At 49.0% G+C, this 20,850-nt stretch carries 17 protein-coding genes; 10 read left to right on the forward strand and 7 right to left on the reverse strand.

The window, feature by feature from the left end; translation table 11 throughout:
* Both BMZ54_RS26005 and BMZ54_RS26010 read right to left on the reverse strand, forming a co-directional pair.
* The coding region (locus BMZ54_RS26005; protein ID WP_143081137.1) for a transposase at positions 1–367 on the reverse strand (367 nt) is incomplete at its 3' end.
* Positions 368–639: 272 nt separating this feature from the next.
* Positions 640–1,041, reverse strand: coding sequence for a c-type cytochrome (locus BMZ54_RS26010; RefSeq protein WP_089919022.1), 402 nt, complete (start codon positions 1,039–1,041; stop codon positions 640–642).
* Positions 1,042–1,216: 175 nt separating this feature from the next.
* Here BMZ54_RS26010 and BMZ54_RS26015 point away from each other — a divergent pair, with 175 nt between their 5' ends.
* The 4 genes from BMZ54_RS26015 to BMZ54_RS26030 are packed head-to-tail and all read left to right on the forward strand — an operon-like array spanning position 1,217 to position 8,219.
* Positions 1,217–1,807 (forward strand): biliverdin-producing heme oxygenase, encoded by a 591-nt coding sequence (locus tag BMZ54_RS26015; RefSeq protein ID WP_162277674.1) that lies wholly within the window; start codon positions 1,217–1,219, stop codon positions 1,805–1,807.
* Positions 1,785–3,308: a GAF domain-containing protein gene (locus tag BMZ54_RS26020; RefSeq protein ID WP_089919026.1), complete on the forward strand. Its 1,524-nt coding sequence runs from the start codon at positions 1,785–1,787 to the stop codon at positions 3,306–3,308. Before BMZ54_RS26015 ends, BMZ54_RS26020 begins: the two co-directional genes overlap by 23 nt.
* Positions 3,309–3,311: 3 nt before the next feature.
* The gene (locus tag BMZ54_RS26025; protein ID WP_089919028.1) at positions 3,312–7,802 is read left to right on the forward strand and encodes a chemotaxis protein CheB; all 4,491 of its coding nucleotides are present in this window, start codon (positions 3,312–3,314) and stop codon (positions 7,800–7,802) included.
* Between the two features lie 9 nt (positions 7,803–7,811).
* Complete coding sequence (locus BMZ54_RS26030) at positions 7,812–8,219, forward strand: response regulator (RefSeq protein ID WP_162277675.1); 408 nt, start codon at positions 7,812–7,814, stop codon at positions 8,217–8,219.
* A gap of 59 nt (positions 8,220–8,278) precedes the next feature.
* Here BMZ54_RS26030 and BMZ54_RS26035 read toward each other — a convergent pair whose 3' ends face one another.
* Positions 8,279–9,136 (reverse strand): NmrA family NAD(P)-binding protein, encoded by an 858-nt coding sequence (locus BMZ54_RS26035; RefSeq protein WP_089919032.1) that lies wholly within the window; start codon positions 9,134–9,136, stop codon positions 8,279–8,281.
* A gap of 181 nt (positions 9,137–9,317) precedes the next feature.
* Here BMZ54_RS26035 and BMZ54_RS26040 point away from each other — a divergent pair, with 181 nt between their 5' ends.
* From BMZ54_RS26040 to BMZ54_RS26065, 6 genes are all read left to right on the forward strand, one after another.
* Complete coding sequence (locus tag BMZ54_RS26040; protein WP_089919034.1) at positions 9,318–9,821, forward strand: anthrone oxygenase family protein; 504 nt, start codon at positions 9,318–9,320, stop codon at positions 9,819–9,821.
* A 20-nt stretch (positions 9,822–9,841) separates the two neighbouring features.
* Positions 9,842–10,804 (forward strand): hypothetical protein, encoded by a 963-nt coding sequence (locus tag BMZ54_RS26045; RefSeq protein WP_089919036.1) that lies wholly within the window; start codon positions 9,842–9,844, stop codon positions 10,802–10,804.
* Positions 10,805–10,893: 89 nt separating this feature from the next.
* Entirely contained in the window at positions 10,894–11,310 is a 417-nt protein-coding gene (locus BMZ54_RS26050; protein WP_089919038.1) for a VOC family protein, read from the forward strand.
* Positions 11,311–11,533: 223 nt separating this feature from the next.
* On the forward strand, positions 11,534–12,106 hold the full coding sequence (locus tag BMZ54_RS26055) for a dihydrofolate reductase family protein (protein ID WP_089919039.1): 573 nt from the start codon (positions 11,534–11,536) through the stop codon (positions 12,104–12,106).
* 35 nt (positions 12,107–12,141) lie between these two features.
* Positions 12,142–12,678, forward strand: a complete 537-nt coding sequence (locus BMZ54_RS26060) for an SRPBCC family protein (RefSeq protein WP_089919041.1) — start codon at positions 12,142–12,144, stop codon at positions 12,676–12,678.
* 29 nt (positions 12,679–12,707) lie between these two features.
* Positions 12,708–13,133, forward strand: coding sequence for a VOC family protein (locus tag BMZ54_RS26065; protein WP_089919043.1), 426 nt, complete (start codon positions 12,708–12,710; stop codon positions 13,131–13,133).
* An 84-nt stretch (positions 13,134–13,217) separates the two neighbouring features.
* Here the strand turns inward: BMZ54_RS26065 and pafA are convergent, their stop codons facing one another.
* From pafA to BMZ54_RS26085, 4 genes are all read right to left on the reverse strand, one after another.
* Positions 13,218–14,849 (reverse strand): alkaline phosphatase PafA, encoded by a 1,632-nt coding sequence (pafA, locus tag BMZ54_RS26070; RefSeq protein ID WP_202909364.1) that lies wholly within the window; start codon positions 14,847–14,849, stop codon positions 13,218–13,220.
* A gap of 199 nt (positions 14,850–15,048) precedes the next feature.
* Complete coding sequence (locus BMZ54_RS26075) at positions 15,049–16,623, reverse strand: RagB/SusD family nutrient uptake outer membrane protein (protein ID WP_202909365.1); 1,575 nt, start codon at positions 16,621–16,623, stop codon at positions 15,049–15,051.
* Between the two features lie 19 nt (positions 16,624–16,642).
* Positions 16,643–19,708, reverse strand: coding sequence for a SusC/RagA family TonB-linked outer membrane protein (locus BMZ54_RS26080; RefSeq protein WP_089919047.1), 3,066 nt, complete (start codon positions 19,706–19,708; stop codon positions 16,643–16,645).
* A 159-nt stretch (positions 19,709–19,867) separates the two neighbouring features.
* On the reverse strand, positions 19,868–20,797 hold the full coding sequence (locus tag BMZ54_RS26085; protein ID WP_162277676.1) for a glycerophosphodiester phosphodiesterase family protein: 930 nt from the start codon (positions 20,795–20,797) through the stop codon (positions 19,868–19,870).
* Between the last annotated feature and the right edge of the window lie 53 nt (positions 20,798–20,850).

Raw genomic sequence — 20,850 nt, forward strand, 5'->3', positions numbered from 1 at the left:
TGATCTCTATTTTAAACTGTTCTTCCGCAATGTCTATCATCGTCTGCAACCCGAACACCTGCAGATTGGCATATTCCAGTTTCTTCAACAACGCTTCATTTTGCTTTTTGAGGGCGTCCAATTCCTTTTGTTCCTCTTCGGTCATGACGGTAGGTAAGATGGTTCGTTGCTCAAGTTCCGAAGAAAACAGCGATTTCCAGTGGCCTATCTGATTAGCATTTACGCTATAGCGAGCCGCTACCTCTGCCATACTTTGGCTACCTGACAGATAGTCTGCTACTACTTTGCGCATAAAAGCGTGGGAATGTTGGAACGAACGGCCGCCCTTGCCTTTTCTGTTTTGCCCTAAATTGTTTGTTTTTTGCATGTCTTACACTTTTCATGTGTAAACCTTTTTCAGGACGTGACAATATATCCTATCCCTTATAAAGGATGGCTTATCTATAGCTTATCTATGGTTTACTACCAGATAAGAGATGTATTAATCCTGGAACACGTTTACACGTGGCTTAAATAATCCTGCCCCAGGTTTACAACAAGCCCCGGCATTACCATGGTTGGCCTCAAAAGCACCGCCCATAAAAAAGGCCCGTAAACCGCAGTTTACAGGCCTTTTGTTTATATAAGCTTCCGTTTATGTTATTGCTGGGGCGCTTCGGCTACCTGAGGAAGGGGTTTAGGCTCCTCATTACCATGGTGGCAGGTGTAGCAGGTAACGGCCATCGGCTGGCTGCCTTTAAAAAACTTTTTGTTGATCTTGGCGGTCATGCGCATCATGTCCCGCGCTACATCCTTGTGTTCATTGTCATCACTGGCAAAGTCCAGCTTTTGGGGATTATCTTTTTGCGGTGCATGGCAAAAACCGCATTTAACGCCCAGGGAATTGTCGAATGTCTTCATCACGGTGATCAGCTCCTCGTGGCTAATGTTTTTGGGCAGTACCTTTAAGTTCTTCGCTTTGGGTGGGTCCTGTGGTAACGACAGGGAGCAAAGCGTTACGGCGATGAACAATGTCATCAGCAATACAAAGCTTCTTTTCATAATTTCCTTATTTGATTTGACCTATGGAAAAGTAACTTATTAATTTTTTGCGACTTTTAATAATAATTATGATGCCCGGTAAACATATACCTGAGCCGGGTTTGCGCGGGCCTTACTGCCTGTTGTCAGTGAAAGAAAATATATATTCGCGTTCCTAACCCATAAACCTTGCACTTTGGAACAACGATCTTTTGCAGCCTACATTAAAGACTATACGAAAGCAGAGCATGCGCAGCTGGAGAAGAAGCTGATAGGTATGATACGCAGCATACGCAGCACAGAACATTACCTGGTGCTCCTGGAAATGTTCTATGGTTACTACCATTCGCTGGAGCTTAAAATGGATCAATATTTGACCAATGAAAAAATACCGGACCTGGCCGAAAGGCGGAAGTCCGCAGCTATTTTACAGGATATACATGACCTGGGCGGCCCGCTGCCGGCACAGGTGTTAACGGCCGTTATCCCCCGTATCCAATCATATCCGCAGGCTTTGGGCGCTGCCTATGTACTGGAAGGCTCTACTTTAGGAGGGGTGATCATTGCCAGAATGATCCGGGAACAGCTACAACTATCCTCGCCGGAAGGCTTCACTTTCTTCACCGGTTATGGAGAGGCTGCGCAACAAATGTGGAGAAAATTCCACGGCTATATGAATGCTATAACCGAGGAGGTGGAACAACAACAGGCAGCAGATGCTGCCAGGGAAACATTTTTAAAATTTAACGACTGGACTAAGAGATATGAGTCAATTCTCAAAGTATGATTCGGAATTCTGCGGAAACATCCCGATCCATATTATCAACACCATCCAGGAGTACGGGGTATTACTGGTGCTGGACAAACAAACCCTGACCATTGAACAGGTAAGCGAAAATGCAGCTGAAATATTCCAGGTACCTTTCCGGGACCTGTTGGGTAAAACTATTAAAGAGCTGATAGATGCGCCTGCATTTGCCCTGCTTGAAAAACAGGTGCAGAATAACAATAGTACTAAGATCAGCACCACCTGGAAAACGGGCGCCGGGGAACACTTTACCATCCTGCATATGCGGGAGGATATGGTGCTGGTGGAAATTGAGATTGCACAGGCGCCGGCAGCAGGGGGCGCCACCTTTACCGCTTTGTACCAGCATATCCGGAATTCCATTGGCCTTATAGAGCAGGCACGGGATATTCCAGCGCTGTGCAGGGTAGCTGCAGACGAGCTGAAAAAGATCACCTGGTTTGATAAAGTGATGATCTATGCATTTGACCAGGACTGGAACGGTAATGTGCTGGCAGAAGCCATGGAGCCGGATATGGAATCGTACATAGGTTTTACCTTTCCTGCATCAGATATTCCAAAACCCGCGCGGGACCTGTATTTGCGTAACCCCTACCGTTTTATACCGGACCGTGAGTTCAAACCGGTAAAGCTGTACCCTGTTATTAATCCCATATCCCGGTCTTTCCTGGATATGTCGGAATGTAACCTGCGGGGGGTGGCGGCCGTGCATGTGGAATACCTGAAGAACATGCATGTAATGTCGTCCATGTCAGTACGGTTAATTAAGGATAATGCGCTATGGGGGCTTATTGCCTGCCATCATAAAACCGCCCGTGTTATTGACGGGGAAATGAGGGCGGTAATGGAGTTGTTCTCCAGTGTGATCTCCGCACGTATCAATGCATTGCATCACCAGTCGTTCAGTGATCTTAGCTCCCGCCTGAATGGTATTTACATGCAGCTGATAGAGAGTATTTACCAGACAGATAACCTGGTATCCAGCCTGCTGAGCGCAGAGCCGCATGTAATGAAGCTGCTGGATGCTACCGGCGCTATTATTACCTATAATAACCGCAGCCATAGTGCCGGCGAAGTGCCGGATGCCGCCCAGCTGGAAGACCTGCTGCTGTGGCTGCACATAAAGGATCTCAAAAAAGTATTTCATACCGACTCACTGCCATCCATATACGATATTACGGAACAGTACCGGGAAATAGCCAGCGGTATGCTGGTAATACCTATGCGGCCGGAGCAGGATGAATACATTATTCTTTTCCGCAAAGAATTTATCCGTACCACCAACTGGGGCGGCAATCCGGAGGAACGTATTTTCTTTGATGAAAATCCGCAGATCTATCATCCCCGCCATTCCTTTAAACTATGGCAGGAGCATGTGAAAGGGTTTTCCAAACCCTGGCTGCAGGAGGAGATCATGGCCGCAGAGAACCTGCGCAGCTTTATTTTTGAATTTCTGACACGCGAGCATTCGAAGGAATGATATATGAAAGGAACGCAGCAACATTTTGTAGTAGCGGTAGGTGCATCCGCAGGGGGCCTGGAGGCTATCCAGGAATTTTTTGACCACATGCCCCAAACCGGCAACCTGTCTTTTGTAGTGATCCAGCACTTATCGCCGGATCACAAAAGCCTGTTGGTAGAGCTGCTGGGCCGCAGAACCCACATGAAAGTGGTGGAGGCATCCCAGAACCTGCCGGTGATGAAGAATTATATTTACGTAATTCCCAACAACAAGCAGATCCGCATAGAGCGTAATAAGCTGCTGCTTACAGAAAAAACGCACGATAAAGTTCCCAACAACGCCATAGATGTGTTCCTGCACTCCCTGGCGCAGGATAAAAAATATAAGGCCGTAGCCGTTATACTCTCGGGTACCGGAACAGATGGTACCAAAGGTATCAGCTCCATCAAAGAAAACGGCGGCCTGGTATTGGTGCAGGAACCTTCCACTGCCAAGTTTGATGGGATGCCCAATAGCGCCATCAGCTCCGGTAATGCAGATGTAATAGCGTCACCCGCCGGCATTGCGGAAGCCATTGTGAAAGAGATCCACCATATTGATGCAGATACGCTGGTGAAAAACCCGGATGACCAGACGCTGAACCATATTTTTGAGCTGATACACCGTACTGCCGGGCAGGATTTCCACTACTATAAAACGCCTACCATTCTGCGCCGCATCAGCAAACGTATGACGCAGCTGGGTATTAATGACCACCAGCAGTATGTGCAGTACCTGGAAATAAACCCGGATGAATGCAAGGAGCTGGCGCGTGATTTCCTGATAGGAGTAACCCGTTTTTTCCGCGATCCGGAGGCCTTCCAGGTATTAAGGGAAAAGGTAGTGCCGGAGCTGATAGCCAATGCAGAAGGGGAGCAGTTGAAGATATGGGTAACCGCCTGCAGCACCGGAGAAGAAGCCTATTCTATAGCCATAGCGGTGGATGAGGTGCTGGAAAGCCAGGGCAGCCGGCTACAGGTAAAAATATTTGCATCCGATATTGATGCCGCCAACCTGGATATTGCCTCTGCAGGCATGTATCCTTTATCTATTGACAAAGATGTACCGGCCCCGCTGCTGGAAAAATATTTTGTACGTAAGCATAAGGGCTACCAGATAATCCCGCGGCTCCGCAAACAGATCGTATTTGCGCGGCATGATATTACCAAGGACCCGCCCTTTATAAAGAACGACCTGGTAAGCTGCCGCAACATGCTGATCTATATGAACAACGTGCTGCAGGAACGCATTTTTGCCATCCTGCATTTTGCGGTAAGAAAGAACGGCTTCCTGTTCCTGGGGCCCAGTGAAAACCCGCCCTACGCCAAAGGACCTACCATGCAGCAGACCAGCGCCAAATGGAGGATCTATAAAAAGCTGGCAGATATTAAACCCCGCATACATTTTGGCGAGCCTTTAACAAGCCTGTTAAAAATACCGCGTGAAGAAATGAGCGCTGTTAACGGGGATAAGAATTTTGATACCAAAGGACAGAAGGCGTTGTGGAGCGACCTGCGTAATGCGCTTACAGAGGACCTGGGTCTGATAGCGCTGTATATAGACCGCAACTTTGAGATCCGCGAAACTATGGGTAACTATGAGCAGCTGCTTACTTTACCCAAACGCATTCTGAACCTGAACCTGATGCGTATGCTGCCGCAGGACCTGGCCATTATGCTGAACAAGGAAGTACGCAAAGCCTGGAAACAGGAAGAAAAGGTGCACCTGCACAATCTGACATTTGGGAAGAATGGTAATACCCGGGCTGTAGACGTGTTCATTAATCCTGTGGCAAAAGCCGCTGACAGTGATTATACCCTGGTGGTGCTCAGCAGGCCGTCTTCTGTATTACAGGCGAACAGCAGCGTGCAGGCCGGCCCGGAGCCCTATATAGATTCCGACTATGTACACAGCCTGGAACAGGAGCTTGCAGAAACCCGGAAAAGCCTGCAGCTGGCAGTAGAAGACCTGGAAACCGCCAACGAGGAGCTGCAAAGCTCTAACGAAGAACTGCTCTCTTCAAATGAAGAACTGCAAAGCTCCAATGAAGAGCTGCAATCCCTGAACGAAGAATTATATACGCTTAATACAGAACACCAGGTTAAGATCAAAGAGCTGATAGAGCTGAATGATGACCTGAACAATTATTTCCGGAGCACCGACATTGCGCAGATCTTCCTGGATACGCAGCTGAATATCCGTAAATTCAACCCGGCCTCTGCCCGGATGATCAATTTTATTGAATCGGACCTGGGCCGCCCCATTGCGCATATTTCCAGCAACATTAAATATGATCAGCTGCTGATGGACATTAGCGAGGTGCAGCGCAGCCGCAAGGTGGTGGAAAAAGAAATAATGCTGCGGGAAGGCCAGAACTTCCTGATGCGTATTATGCCCTACATAACGCGGGATGAAAAGTATGCGGGCATTATTATTACGTTTGTAGACATTACCATCATCACTAACCTGAATAATATTATCCGCAGCGTATTTAATGCCAGCACCAGCGCTATACTGGCGCTGCGCACCGTGTACGATGCAGGGGGAAATGCCAGTGATTTTATAATAGACACTGCCAACAACCGCGCGCACGAACAGTTTGCCGATCCGGAGAACCCGCTCATGGGAAAAAGCCTGAAAACCGCCCTGCCACTGCTTGCATCGCCGGAGCTGTTTAAGGAATATTTAAGCGTATTAAAAAATGATGCTGTTGTGCACCGGGATGTGTACCTGGAAGCGCAGGAAAAATGGTTTGAGCTTACGGCCGTGAAAATGCCGCATGGGCTGGTAGTTACCTATGCTGATATTACCGATAAAAAGAAAGGCGAGCAAAAAATAAGACGCAGCTACAGCGAGCTGAATGAGGTAAAAGAAAACCTGAAAAGGCTGAATTCTGAGCTGGAAGACAAGGTAAAGGAAAGGACCCGGGAGCTGGCCTTTAGTGAAGAACGTTTTCGCCTGGTGGCCCGCGCTACCAATGATACCCTGTGGGACTGGGACCTTACACGCGACAAGATCTGGTGGAGCGATTCCTTTACAAAAATGTTCGGGTACGACATAGAGAACATGAGCCGTGCCCGCTGGCTGAGCTATATACCCGCAGAAGAGCGCCGTCAGGTGCAGGACAGCATATATGGCGCCATTAATGAAAACAGCAGCCAGTGGAGCCGGGAATACCGTTTTCGCCGTGCAGACGGGGAGTATGCGCACATCCTGGACCGCGGTTACATATTGCACAATGAGTTTGGCGTGCCTTACCGTATGCTGGGCTCTATGCTGGACCTAACCGCCCTGCGCAAGGCGGAAAAAGAAATAGCTTCCAACATTGCAGAAAAAACTTTCCTGGCAGAATCCATGCCGCTGATAGTATGGACCGCCGATAACGCCGGCAATGTGGATTTTGTGAACCAGCAGTTTGAATATTATACCGGCCTGCATTACGATGAAGCGCTGGGTATGAAATGGCAGAAGGTGATCTATGAAGATGATAGCAAACGCCTGATGGACACCTGGAAAAAGGCCGCAGCCACACAGTCGGACTTTGAGTGCGAACTGCGGATCCGCGTGGCCAATGGCGATTTCCGCTGGAACCTGCTGCGCGCTAAAGCCCGTATGGATGAAAAGGGAAACCTCATAAGCTGGGTAATTACCAATATGGACGTGCATGAGCAAAAGGTGATGAATGAGGTGCTGGAAGAAAAGGTAGAGAAGCGTACCCGCCAGCTGCAGGAAATTAACCGGGAACTGGAATCCAGCAACAATGATCTGCAGCTGTTTGCCTCCGTAGCTTCCCATGACCTGCAGGAGCCGCTGCGCAAGATCCACATGTTCTCCAAAATGGTGAAGGACAAGCATGAGGGCAATTTGCCGCAGGAATCACTGGTGTACCTGAACAAGATCATGCAGTCGGCCACACGCATGAAAGCGCTGGTAAATAATATCCTGCATTTCTCCAAGCTCTCTGCCGACAGCTCTGGTTTTGAAATGACAGATATTAACCAGGTGCTGCGGGAAGTACGGGAAGATTTTGAAGTGATCATCAAGGAAAAGAATGCCACCATTATTGCCGCGGATATTTGCAATATGGAGGTGATACGCCCCCATATACAGCAGGTGTTCCAAAACCTGATAGGCAATGCGCTGAAGTTTAACCGCCCCGGTGTACCGCCGGTAATACGGGTAAGCGCCTGCCGCGTGGCTGCCTGCTCCTTTGACGCGCCGGAAAAGGAAGATGGACGCTGGTGCCACATTGAGATCCGCGATAACGGCATAGGGTTTAATGAGCAGTTTAAGAGCCGCATCTTCGATCTTTTCCAGCGCTTAAACCCCAAGGATAAATATGAAGGCACCGGCATAGGCCTGGCCATTGTTAAAAAAATAATAGAGAAACATAATGGGCTGATCACCGCCGACAGCCAGGAAGGAGAGGGTTCTGTATTTTCCATCATCCTGCCAGTGGTGCAGGAGCAATAAACAGCTATGATGATAACGTCCAAAAAAATATTATTAGCAGAGGATGATGAAGATGATAAAATGATCTTTAGTGAAATACTGAATGAGCTGAAAGCCACCAACGACTTTCAGTTTGATGCCGTGGACAATGGCCTGCAAATCCTGCAACTGCTAAAAGATGGTACCCAGCTGCCGGACCTGGTAGTGCTGGATCAGAACATGCCGCAGATGAACGGGAAGGAAACCCTGCAGATCATACGGGAAGATGCACGTTTGCATCACATACCGGTAGTTATTTACTCCACCTATAACGATAGCCGCCTTTCCAGCGAATGTTTCAGCATCGGTGTTACCCAGATCATTACCAAGCCTGATTCTTTTGAAGGGTTCAGGGACATGATCGTAACGCTGGTAGATAAATACCTGCCAAAAGCATAAAATCGAAATGCAGCGGAACAAGCCCGCTGCACTTCTTTTTCACACTTAAACTCCGCTTTTTATTTATGCTCTTCAGCCGGTGCATTCCATATGCCGGCAGCGGCAGTTTCCTTTGCATAGGTGGCAAAATCTTTCGCAGGGCGGCCCAGCACCCGTTCTATATCCCCGGTTATGGAGGCATTACGGCCATCCAGCACTTCTGTAAATAAATAACCCAGTAATGCAATCACATCTGCCGGTACTTCATATTGCTCCATTACAGCGGTATAATCGGCTATGGGCATATATTCATACTGGATGTTTCTGCCGGTAGCTTTGGCTATTACTGCTATGGCTTCCGCAAAGCTATACATCTTAGGGCCGGTTACTTCATACAGCTGCCCGTAATGGCCGGGCTGTGTAAGGGCGGCTACTGCTACATCTGCAATATCGTCGGTGTCTACAAAAGGCTCTCCTACATCCCCGGCAGGCAGGGCTACATAGCCAGCCTGTATAGGCTCCAGCAAATAACCTTCGCTGAAATTCTGGCTAAACCAGCTGGCGCGTACAATGGTCCAGTTAATACCGCACTGCATTACGATCTGCTCACAATCCTGCGCTTCCTGCTCACCGCGGCCGGATAGTAATACTACGTGTTGTATGCCCTGCTTTGCTGCCTGTTGCGTAAAAGCGCGGATAATGCTGGTGGCACCGGGCACTGCCAGGTCGGGCTGAAAACAAATGTAAACGGCCTGTATATCCGTTAAGGCAGGGGCCCAGGTATCCGGGTTGTACCAGTCAAAAGGGATCGTGGCTGAGCGGGAGCCTATGCGTACCGGCCAGTCCATTTGGGTTAAACGGTTTACAATACGGCTGCCGGTTTTACCGGTACCACCTGTTACCAGTGTGTGTGGTTTGGGCGGGAGTTGTGTGTTCATGATCTGCTTTTTTTCTCAAAGCTAGAACCGGGTACAGGGAAGAAATAGAACAAAACCGACAGGAGAGGGCAAATGTTTTATATTCCGCTACCACAGCGGTTTACAGGCGGCTGTCGGTTTTGTTCTATTTTAAAGAAGCGCGCTGTTTCAAATTTGCAGTATCACTTAAAACAACCGCTTTATGAACATTCACAATCTTATACTCTGGGCCACGGCTACACTTACCGCATTGATAGCCGGACTTTTTTATGCATGGTCCTGTTCTGTAGTGCCGGGTATTGCCCGCCTTTCCGACACACAATACCTCAGCTCTTTCCAGATGATGAATCGGGCTATCCTGAACCCCGTGTTCTTTATGAGCTTTATGGGCACGCTTATTTTATTACCGGTATGCACCTTTATGCAATACAGCCAGTCGGTAAGCCTGCGGTTCTGGTTACTGCTGGCCGCTACCATCCTGTATGTATTTGGTGTGTTTGGCGTAACCATGCTCGGGAATGTGCCTTTAAATAATGCGCTGGATGCGTTTAATATACCGGCAGCTTCCCCGGCAGAATTAGCTGCCATGCGCCTGCGTTTAGAAGGGCCCTGGAATAGTTTGAACACCATTCGTACCCTGGTAAATATCCTTTCCCTGATGCTGGTAATTGCAGCTTGTATGGTACACACTGAAAAAGCTTCCTGAACCTGTTAAGTGCCTGTAATATGAAAAAGATCCTCCTTCCGCTATTGGTGATCATGCTGCTGTTGCTGCAATCCTGGAAATGGGAGCCGGCCGCTGATAAGAGCGTACTGCTGCCTGTTTTATCTGCCTATCATATTTTTGAAGGCAACCCGGCTGATCTTATACCTGCAAAGGAATACACACCGTACGAGCTGGCCACCACCTTATTCTCCGACTACGCAGAAAAACAGCGCCTGGTAAAAGTACCTGCCGGTTTCCGCCTCACGCCGAATGGGGATCAGCTGCCGGATTTTCCGGAAGGTACTATCCTCGTAAAAACCTTCTTTTATTACACGGATAAAAGAGATACTGCCAAAGGCCGGCGTATTATGGAAACCAGGGTGATGATCAAAACGGCGGATGCCTGGCAGGCCGGTACCTACCAGTGGAATGCAGCGCAAACAGATGCGGTGCTGATCACAGGCGGCGCAACGGAAAAGGTACAATGGACCAATGCCAATGGGGAACAACAGTCCGTACGTTATGAGATCCCGGACCAGCGCAGCTGCAGGTCCTGCCACCAGGGTAATGGTACGCTGCTGCCTATAGGGCCTAAGCTGCGCAACCTAAACCGCATAGTGCTGCGTAACGGACAAAAGGTGAACCAGCTGCAATACTTGTCCCACGCGGGTTTGCTGCCGGAGCTGGATATTGCAGCTATTACCGCTTTGCCGGCCTGGGATAATGAACAGGCGCCGCTGGCAGAAAGGGCCCGCGCCTACCTGGAAGTGAACTGCGCCCATTGCCACCGCAGCGGAGGCTGGGCAGCCCGTACCGGCCTGCGGCTTTCCTATGAGCTATCATTTGAGGATACGCATATAGAGAGGAATGGCAATAGAATGGTGCATAAAGTAGCACAGGGGCAAATGCCCAAAATAGGCACTACCATTGTGCATGCAGAGGGGCTGGCGCTGATACGCAGCTACATTAACGGGTTGCAGTAAGCTGTTTTCATAATAGCCCCGTTTATTGTCGGGATACCCCCCCGGGCCGGAAAGCGCCGCGTAATAGATTTGTGTTAAATCTAATTACCATGACAACGCAGATCAATCCTTACTTAACATTCAACGGCCAGTGCCGGGAAGCTATGAACTTTTATAAGAACAGCCTGGGCGGGGAGCTTACCCTGCAAACGGTAGAAGAATCGCCTATGGCAGACCAATGGCCGGCAGCCATGCAGAAAAATGTGCTGCATTCCTCGCTGATAAAGGGCAGCCTGGTATTACTGGCCTCTGATATGGCGGTAGAAGGTGAAGGGGTGCCGGGAACGGCGATCTCTCTTTCCCTTACCTGCAGCACGGAAGAGGAGCTGCAGTCCTGCTTTTCCAAACTAAGTGCCGGCGGGCAGGTGCAGCGCCCCATTCATGATTTTTTTGCCGGTAAGATAGGCGCAGCAAAAGATAAATATGGTATTCAATGGCTGTTCTATTATACAGCACAGCAGCAATAGCTTTTTTATGATCGCCATCTAACCTGTATTAAACAACCCCGTTCTTTTGAGCGGGGTTTCCCTTTTGGAGTGCAGCCGCTTCCGTTAGCAAAAAGCTGAAGTCCGGCCGTAAAGCCCCCCTCAAATTGTCGGATTTACACCCGGAACAGCTGGTAATGTTCGGATATCTTTGTAGGGTCATTAAATTAAAAATATCGCAAACCTAATAATCACTATAACTGTTATGAGAAAAGTAGTTTTATTAATGCACGTATCCCTGGATGGTTTTGTTGCAGATGCTAATGGCGGCATGGACTGGATCCAGCATGACAATGAGATCTTTCAATATGTAACGGACAAGATGGAGAATGTAGATGCTGCTATTTATGGCCGCACCACCTATGGCATGATGGAAGGTTACTGGCCCACTGTGGCTAACGATCCCAATGCCAGTGAGCTGGACCGCCACCATGCAGCCTGGGTAGAGGAGGTGCAAAAAGTAGTTTTTTCCACCACGCTGGAAAAAGTAACCTGGAATAATACTACCTTAATAAAAGGAAACACTGCTGAGGCAGTAGCCAGGCTGAAACAACAGCCCGGCAAAAACCTGATGATCTTTGGCAGCCCGCGTTTAACACATTCTTTTATGGAGCTGGGGCTGATAGATGAATACCTGATCAATGTGAATCCCGTGTTACTGGGTACAGGTATTCCCTTATTTAAGGATGTGCAGCAAAAAACAAACCTGCAGCTGTTAAGTACTGTTACCTTCAAGACCGGCGTAGTGGGCCTGCATTATGAGACTAAGCGCGGCTAATGCATTCACCTGTTTTACCTAAACCACAACATACCATGAAAATTATCAAGCGTATCTTACTTGTTATTGCGATCCTGATCGCTATTCCCCTGATCGTAGCCCTGTTCATCCGCAAAGATTATACGGTGGAAAGGGAAGTGAATATTAACAAACCTGCCGGTGAAGTTTTTGATTATGTGAAGTACCTGAAAAACCAGGATACCTATAGCGTATGGGCTAAAATAGATCCTGCTATGAAAAAGGACTACCAGGGTACGGATGCTACACCCGGTTTTGTATACCGCTGGGATAGCCAGAACAAGGATGCAGGTAAAGGTGAGCAGGAAATAAAAAAGGTAGTGCCCGGGCAGGTGAATTATGAGATCCGTTTTATAAAACCATTCCCCGGCAAGGCCAGCGCCTTTATGAGCACCACCCCTGTATCCGGCTCACAAACCACGGTAAAGTGGGGCTTTAGCAGCAGGATGGCTTACCCCATGAATTTAATGCTGCTGATGAACATGGAAGACATGATAGGTAAAGACCTGCAAACAGGGCTGAACAACCTGAAAGCATTACTGGAAAAACAATAAGTTTATTATTCACCCATAAAACATTTACAATGGCAGCCGTTAATCCTTATCTCACCTTTAGTAACAATTGCGCAGAAGCATTTGATTTTTACAAGGCGGCATTTGGTACCGAATTCCTGACCCGCATGTTGTTCAGCGACATTCCTGATTCCAAATACGATGAAAAGGAAGGAAAGAAGGTGATGCACGTGGCATTACCCATAGGGCAGGGTACTATTCTTATGGGCAGCGACAGCCCTGCTGAATTTGGCCAGCTGCGGGAAGGCGATAACCTTTCTATTGCTATCAGCGCCGCCAGCGAAGAGGAAGCCAAAAAATTATTCGACAGCCTTTCTGCCGGTGGCAAAGTAACTATGCCGCTTGAAAAAGCCTTCTGGGGTGCGCTGTTCGGCATGTTCACCGACAAATACGGCGTGCAGTGGATGGTGAATTACGACTACGAGAAGAAAAATTAAAAGTAAAAAAGTAAAAATAAAAAGGAATGCAGTCCCTTAATCGCTGCATTCCTTTTTTAATTTTTGCTTTTTGCTTTTTACTTTTTACGGCTGCCCCGTAACCTGTTTTACCGGCTTGCCGACGCAGCCATTAGGCATTTGAATACGCAGCATAGCAGCAATGGTAGGCGCAATATCTGTCATGTGCGTAATGTCGTTGCTGGCGCCGTGTTTTACATGCCAGCCCATGAACACCAGCGGTATGTGCACATCATACGCATTCCAGTTACCATGGGTAGTGCCTGTGGCAGCGCCCTGGTACCAGCCGGGCTCCGGCACTATCATTACAGATCCCGTGCGTTTGGGGTTATACCCGTTTATGATCATGCTTTTAATGGGTTCCGGTATGGCGCTGTTGCCAATATTATCCACATCCACGGCAAACTGTACGCCCGGTTGTTTCAGCAGCCATTTCACCGTTTCTTTTTTAATAGCGTCATAATCCAACTTTGCGGAATCAATGCGGCTTACGTTAAAGTTCACATGATAGTTCCAAAGGCCGCGTACCAGCCCGCCGGTACCGAATTTTTCTTTCAGCAATCCATCCAGCTCATTTTTGTTAACCAGCAGGTCGCCGGGTATATTATGCTCTTTCATAAAACCTACGGCATGTGCAGCGCCATGATCGGCGGTGAGGAATACCAGGTATTTACCTTTGCCCACACGCTGGTCAAGATAGGTGAAAAAGGCCGCCAGGTCTTTATCCAGGCGCAGGTAAGTGTCTTCCACCTCAATAGAGTTAGGGCCAAATTGGTGGCCTACATAATCTGTAGAAGCGCAGTTGATGGTCAGGAAATCCGTAGCCGTGCCTTTGCCCAGGTTGTAACCTTCTATGGCTGCCTTTGCAAAATCCAGCGTAAGTGTGTTGCCGGATGGTGTGGCGCGCAGGCTCACGGGATTCTTTGGATAGATCTCCGGCATGTTATGCGGGAACACAGGCGCTGTTTCGCCTGTGTAGGTACCTTCCCATTTAGAATTATCTGCGCTGCTTTGCAGATAGGTGTTAATGGGATACAGCGTTTCCCAGGGTTTGGACATAAGCTGTGCGGGCTCTTTTTTTGCATTGAACTTTTGCACCCACTCCGGCAGCTCTTTCATGTAATAGGTGCTGGTAATAAAGCTGGCATTGCTGTCGTCCAGCCAGAAAGCGCCGTTGGGCGTGTGCCCGGCCGGCAGTATGGAGGCGCGGTCTTTCAGCGATACACCTACTACTTTAGAACGGAAATTGGTGGCCAGGCGTAATTCATCGGTAATAGTAGAGGCCAGCAAATTACGCGGCGACATTTTACCGGCTGCAGAGCTGCTGCCTACAGATTGTTCCGTGGTATCTTCCGTGCAGTACCAATGGCGCCCGGTAAGCTGGTCTGTCCAGTCATTGCCAGTAATACCGTGAATGGCGGGCACGCTGCCGGTGTACACGGTGCTGTGGCCTACTGCCGTAAAAGAGGGCAGGTGGCTGATGTAGGTGTTCTCACAGGAGAAACCTTCTCCCAGCATCCGTTTAAAACCGCCGGCGCCATACCGGTCATAGTAGCGGTATAAATAATCCCAGCGCATCTGGTCTACCACAATACCCACAATCAGTTTGGGCTGCTCATTGGCCTGCGCCATAACGGTGCCGCCCTGCATAAGTGCAAAGGCGCCAGCCAGTAACATGGCGGAAAATGGTTTGCTCATTCCGTACGTAATTTAAAAAGTTGCAAAAAAAAGATCAGGAAGCAGATACTGTTATACAGCCACCCGTGTAACAATACCTGCTTCCTGTTTTATTATACCCCGGGTAAGGCATAAACCGCCAATTTAGTTTCCTTTTCAGGAAAGTTGGTCAGTTTAATTTACCAACGGAAAAATAAATGTATTAATGTGCTCCTGCATCTTAATACAGGTTATTCTGCGTCAGCTCCGGGTTCAGGTCCCTTTCTGTTTGTGGAATAGGCCACCAGTAATCCCTTTGCGGGTTAAAGGCGCGTTTTTCCAGGTACTTGCCGCTCCAGCTGAAAATGCTGGTGTTCAGCTCCGTTTGAGCGGTTTTCCAGCGGCGTATATCGTTGTAGTACAATCCTTCGCCGGCCAGCTCAATGCGGCGCTCATGGTGTATCTCAGCGCGCATCTGCTCTTTGGTTAACCCGGGAGCTATATGCGGCATCTTCACCCGGTCGCGCAGGGCGTTCAATGCATCATACACAGTAGCATCCGGCCCGGCTGCTTCATTCTGCGCTTCTGCATACATCAGTAGCACATCGCCTAAACGCAGTACAATAAAGTTGATGTCGGACTGGCCATCCTTCAGATCTGATTTATCGCTGGGCGGTGTAATGCTGTCATAGATGCTATACTTCTTCATGCCATAGCCGGTGCTGGCAAAACGGGTTGAATCTATTTTTTTGCCTTTATACACATCACCCGGGTAGGTGAAGGTAGCATACAGGCGCGGATCGCGGTTCAGGTACGGATTAGCGGCATCGTAACCGGATGCAGGATCGGAGGTAGGCAAGCCGTTTTTCATGTAGTAGGCTTTGGCAAGGTCCGGCAGCGGTGCATTGGTATTGTACTGCGTGCAGATCAGGTCAAAGGAGCTGCCCTGGTTCGGGAAAATGTACTGCACATCAAAGATCACCTCTGAATTATTTTCATTGGGCTGCAGGAACAGGCTCCTGTAATCGCCAAACAGCTTGTAGTTCAGGTTCATCACTGCTTTGGCTGCCGCTGCTGCTGCGGTCCATTTAGCTACATCATTCGTGGTGTTTAAAAGCGGGCTGGCCTCATACAGCAGCGCCCTGGCCTTTAGAGCCATGGCTGCGCCTTTGGTGGCCCTGCCTTTGTTGGTGCCGGTATAGGAGGCAGGCAGCACCAGCGCTGCGCTGTCCAGGTCTGTTATTACCTGTGCTACTACCTGTGCCCGGGGTGTACGGGGCAGCTTACCCTGTGTTTCTTTATTAGGCGGGTCCAGGATCAGGGGCACATCGCCATAATAGGTTTGTAAGATAAAATAATACAGTGCGCGCAGGAACTTAGCTTCTCCCTTCATGCGGGTTTTGTCGTCTTCGTTCATGTCCGGCACCTGATCCACCTTAGCCAGGAAAGTGTTGCAACGGCCTATGCCGGTATAACAATCGCCAAAACGCGCGGTAACAATGCCGCCGGTGCTGGCGTTCTGCTGCCCGGCTGCAATAAAGTTAAAGCTCATGGTATTGCTGTAGTTGTAGGCGTTGGGCGAAAGGGTTTCGTCCCACAGGGCCGTGGCAGACCCGCCGCTGCTGTTCTTACCGCCATAAATGCCATCATTACGCAATACGGAGTAGCAGCCGGTAAGGCCCGCTGCTGCGGCTTCCGGGGTGGTCCAGAAGGTAGCTTCCGTATAACGGTCATGCGGGGAGGTATCCAGCAGGCTTTTATTGCAGCCCATTGCCAGGAAACCTGCACCAGCCATTAAGAGAAATATCTTTTTCATCAGTTTATTTTTTCGTGGTTTAAAAAGTAACATTCAGGCCGCCGTTATAGGTTTTCAGCATCGGGTAGCTGTACAGGTCTGCCCGGTTCATCACGCTTTCCGGGTCAAAGTCCTTGTACTTGGAAAAAGTGAGCAGGTTTTGCGCATTAATGAAAACAGACACTTTGCTGATCTTTACTTTAGATAACCAGCGCTCTGGCAGGGCATAGCCCAGCTGTATATTTTTCATACGTACGTAAGCGTTATCCCGTATCCAGAAGCTGGAGCGCTGAAAGTTATCAGCATAACCGGTGCTGGTAGTTATAATAGGCAGGCGTGCGTTGGGATTCTCAGGCGTCCATGCATCTGTTTCCCATTCTTTGGTGGCATTGGCACCATTGTAGAAGGGGAAGGCCAGGTTGGCCACCGGTAATACCTTTACGCCGGAAATGCCCTGGAAAGCAGCGTTGAGTGAAATGCCCTTATAGCCCAGGTTAAACCCAAAACCAAAAGCAAGCTTGGGCACAGAGGAGGAAGTATTGATCAGCACACGGTCATCGCCGTTAATAATACCATCGTTATTTACATCCTTGTACTTAATGTAACCGGGTTTGGTGTTCACGCTTTGTTTGGCGCTGTGGTCCACCTCTTCCTGCGACTGGAACAGACCTTCTGCCTGCAGCACATAGAATGCATCAATCGGGGAGCCTTCTTTTAAAATAGTACCGTCTGAATTATATACTACTTCGCCGTTCAGGTCCACAATTTTATTCTTGTTATAGGATACGTTGCCGTACACGCCATAATCCAGGTTGCCAATATTGTTCTTGTATTGCAGCACCACCTCAAAGCCGGTATTATCTACCGCGCCTATGTTCTGCTGCGGGCCGGTAAGGTTGCCTATCTGCGCGGCAATGTTCACTGCGCGCAGGATACCGGTGGTGTGTTTTTTATAGGCATCTACGGTTAAGGATATACGGTTGCCCCAAAGATTAACGTCGGCGCCTGCATTATAGGTAGTGGTGGTTTCCCAGTGAATGGTAGGATCCACATACTTTTTGGTAGCGCCGCCGGAGTTCAGGGTGCCGCCAAAGCTGTAATCTTCTCCCAGCTCCACGGTGGGCAGGTAGCTGTAAAGCGGTACGGCCTGGTTACCCATAGAACCTACGGATACGCGCAGCTTTAACTGGTCAATGAAGTTAGACTGGAAGAAAGATTCCTTATCAATACGCCAGCCGGCAGATGCGGAGGGGAAAAAGCCCCAGCGGTATGAGCCTGCCGGGCTGAAACGGGATGAGCCATCGCTGCGGAAAGTAGCTTCCAGCAAGTATTTGCCGTCAAAATCATAGTTCAAACGGCCAAAGTAGGATTGCAGCACATCACGGGTATAGTTACCGTCAGTGGCATTCCACACTGTGCCGGCATTAAAGGCATCCAGCGTACCATCCAGGTAACCGTACATGCTGGTGCCCCAGGAATCGGAATCAAAATTATCGTAGCTGGATCCCAGCATTAATGCTACGTTGTGTTTTGCTGCAAACTGGTGGTTCCAGTTCAGCGTGTTGTAAAAGTGGATGTTGATGTCGTTATAATCTGTTCTTTGTGCGCGGGGCGCTGTGGCCGGGCTGTTCCAGTTAATAGCGGCGCCGGTTTTAGGGTTGAAGGTTTGCATACGGGGTGTGAAGCCGGTGAGCAATCCATCGTATTTATCAACCCCGAATTTGATATTGTACGTAATGTTGAACGGCAGCTTGTATTCTGCAAAAACAGTGCTCAGGAAGCGCTGCACCGTTTTGGTCATTAAACCATTGTAGGCCAGCATACGCGGGTTTTCCCAGTTGTTGCGGCCCAGAGTGCGGAGCCAGGAGTTGCCATAGCGGCCATCCTGCAGGGTATCTGATAAAATGGGCAGCGCCCTGGCCAGGTATGACCAGGTGGAGGTATAAAATGGCGTGGTGTAATTACGGTAATAGCCATCCATGGTAACGCCTACTTTCAGCCGCTCATTTACATTCATGGATGCATTGATACCTATGGAATATTTATTTTCATTGTTGCCGGGCCCAAAGAGGATACCATCCCTGTTCAGGTAACCAATGGAAAGACGGTACTGGTATTTATCCGTACTACCGGCTACGCTGAGGTCATGTTTCTGTATTACGCCGTTCTTCAAAGCAATATCATACCAGTTATTGGCAGGGTAGGTGAAGTGGTCGGTGGCCATGCCCGCCTGGTATTCTGCAATGTCGGCATCCGCATATTCCGGCGCTTTACCTTCATTGATGTTGGCCTGGTTCTTCAGCTTCATGTAGGCAATGGGATCGTCAATAATATCCGGCAGGTAGGTAGCTTTTTGCTGGCCGTAATAGTAGCTGTAGTTTACACGGGAAGTGCCTTTACCTTTTTTAGTGGTCACCAGCACTACGCCGTTGGCTGCGCGTGAGCCGTAAATGGCTGCTGCCGCATCTTTCAGCACGGTTACGCTTTCAATATCCGCGGGGTTCAGCTCGTCCATGGAATATTCAATACCATCCACCAGCACCAGCGGGTCGCTGTTATTGAGGGTGCCTACGCCGCGTATGCGAATGGTGCTGCGGTCTACACCGGGCTGGCTGTTGCTGAGGTTTGCAAATACACCGGGCACGCCCTGTAAAGCGTTACTCACGTTGGTGAGGGGCTGGCCTACTTTGTCAACCATTTCCACGGTAGTAATAGCGCCGGTTAAGGTGGCTTTCTTTTGCGTACCATAACCTACCACCACTACATCGTTCAGCTTTTGTACATCTTCTTCCAGCTTTATTTCCAGCGGGGTAGTGTTAGTTACCTTTACTTCTTTGGGCAGGTACCCGATAAAGGAGAATTTAAGCGTAGCATCTTTGGCCGCGCTGATCTTAAAAGAGCCGTCGGCTGTACTGGCAGTACCGCGCGAAGTGCCGGCCACCTGTATGTTTACGCCGATCAATGGCATGCCGTTAGCGGCGGTAATTTTTCCGGTAACAGGCAGGTCTTGCGCCTGCAGGGATAATGCAGTAAAACATAAGATCCCCAGTAGCAACACCCGGACTTTTAACCGGCTTGATGAGTGGAATCGTAAGAGCAGTTTCATAAACGTTTATTATTAGATAATGGTGAAAAACGATAGTGATGAATAAGAATTAATAGAAAGTATGATGACGGAAACGGTAGATTTTAGATAGGGATGGCCTTAGCATGTGTAAGCCACATGCTGGTTCTACCCCTTAATTATTAATTCTTAATTATTAATTCATTTCGGTAAGCGGTTCGGATAGTCAGTGATGATGCCATCTACCCCGAGTGCCTGGAGATGTTCGGCCTCGCCGGTTGTGTTTACTGTCCAGGGAACGATCTTGATCTGTTGGGCATGACATTTATCCACCAGCTCTTTGGTAACCATATGGTATTCCGGGTTATAGAAGAACGGTGTAAATCCTAACTGTTGCAGGTGCTGTTCAAAAGTGTGCTGTTTATCGGAAGTAAGAAAGCCCAGGTTTATCTGCGGGTGTGTGCGGTGTAAGATCTGCAAGGGCCGCATGTCAAAAGACTGTATGAACAAACGTTTGCCTAAAGGTGCCAGCTGTTTTACCGCCATTAGCTTTTGCAGGTATTCTGCCGGTACGGGTTGTTCCTTACCATCTGTTTTTTCAGAAGATTTAATTTCCAGCAGGTAATACACCGGCGGCAGCTTATGCGCGGTGGTATAGGCTTCCACGGAATCTATCATGTCAGACAGCAGCGGGGCGTAGCTGCGCATACGCTGCTGCTCCGGGAAGGCCGGGTAAGGTTTTTCGCCGATAATAAAAGGCTTGATATCCGCGTAGTTCATGTTATAAAAAATGTACTGGCTGCGTTCTGCAGCTGTTATATCGCTGCCATCCGGTTTAGTGGTGTAGGAGGGTGTAAAGGAGGCATCGTGGTATACCACTACCTGCCCGTCTTTAGTAATGTGCACATCAAACTCAATGGTGTTGGCGCCGGTTTCAATGCCTTTGTACATGGCAGGAATCGTATTCTCCGGCATAAGCCCGCGGGTGCCGCGGTGGCCTACTTTATAATACCCGGGTAAATCGCTGCCGGCAGCGGTGGTGGCATGTTGCGTTGTTTTACAGGCCGTAAGGTAATAGCCGCACAGGGCCAGCGCACAGCCCATAACGGCTATGCTGGTACGCTTTTTCATCTGCATTATGTTTTAATAAATAGTGGGTTGAATGCTATGTACCTGGTTTGGAA

Source organism: Chitinophaga rupis, from assembly GCF_900109685.1.
Taxonomy (GTDB): Bacteria; Bacteroidota; Bacteroidia; order Chitinophagales; family Chitinophagaceae; genus Chitinophaga; species Chitinophaga rupis.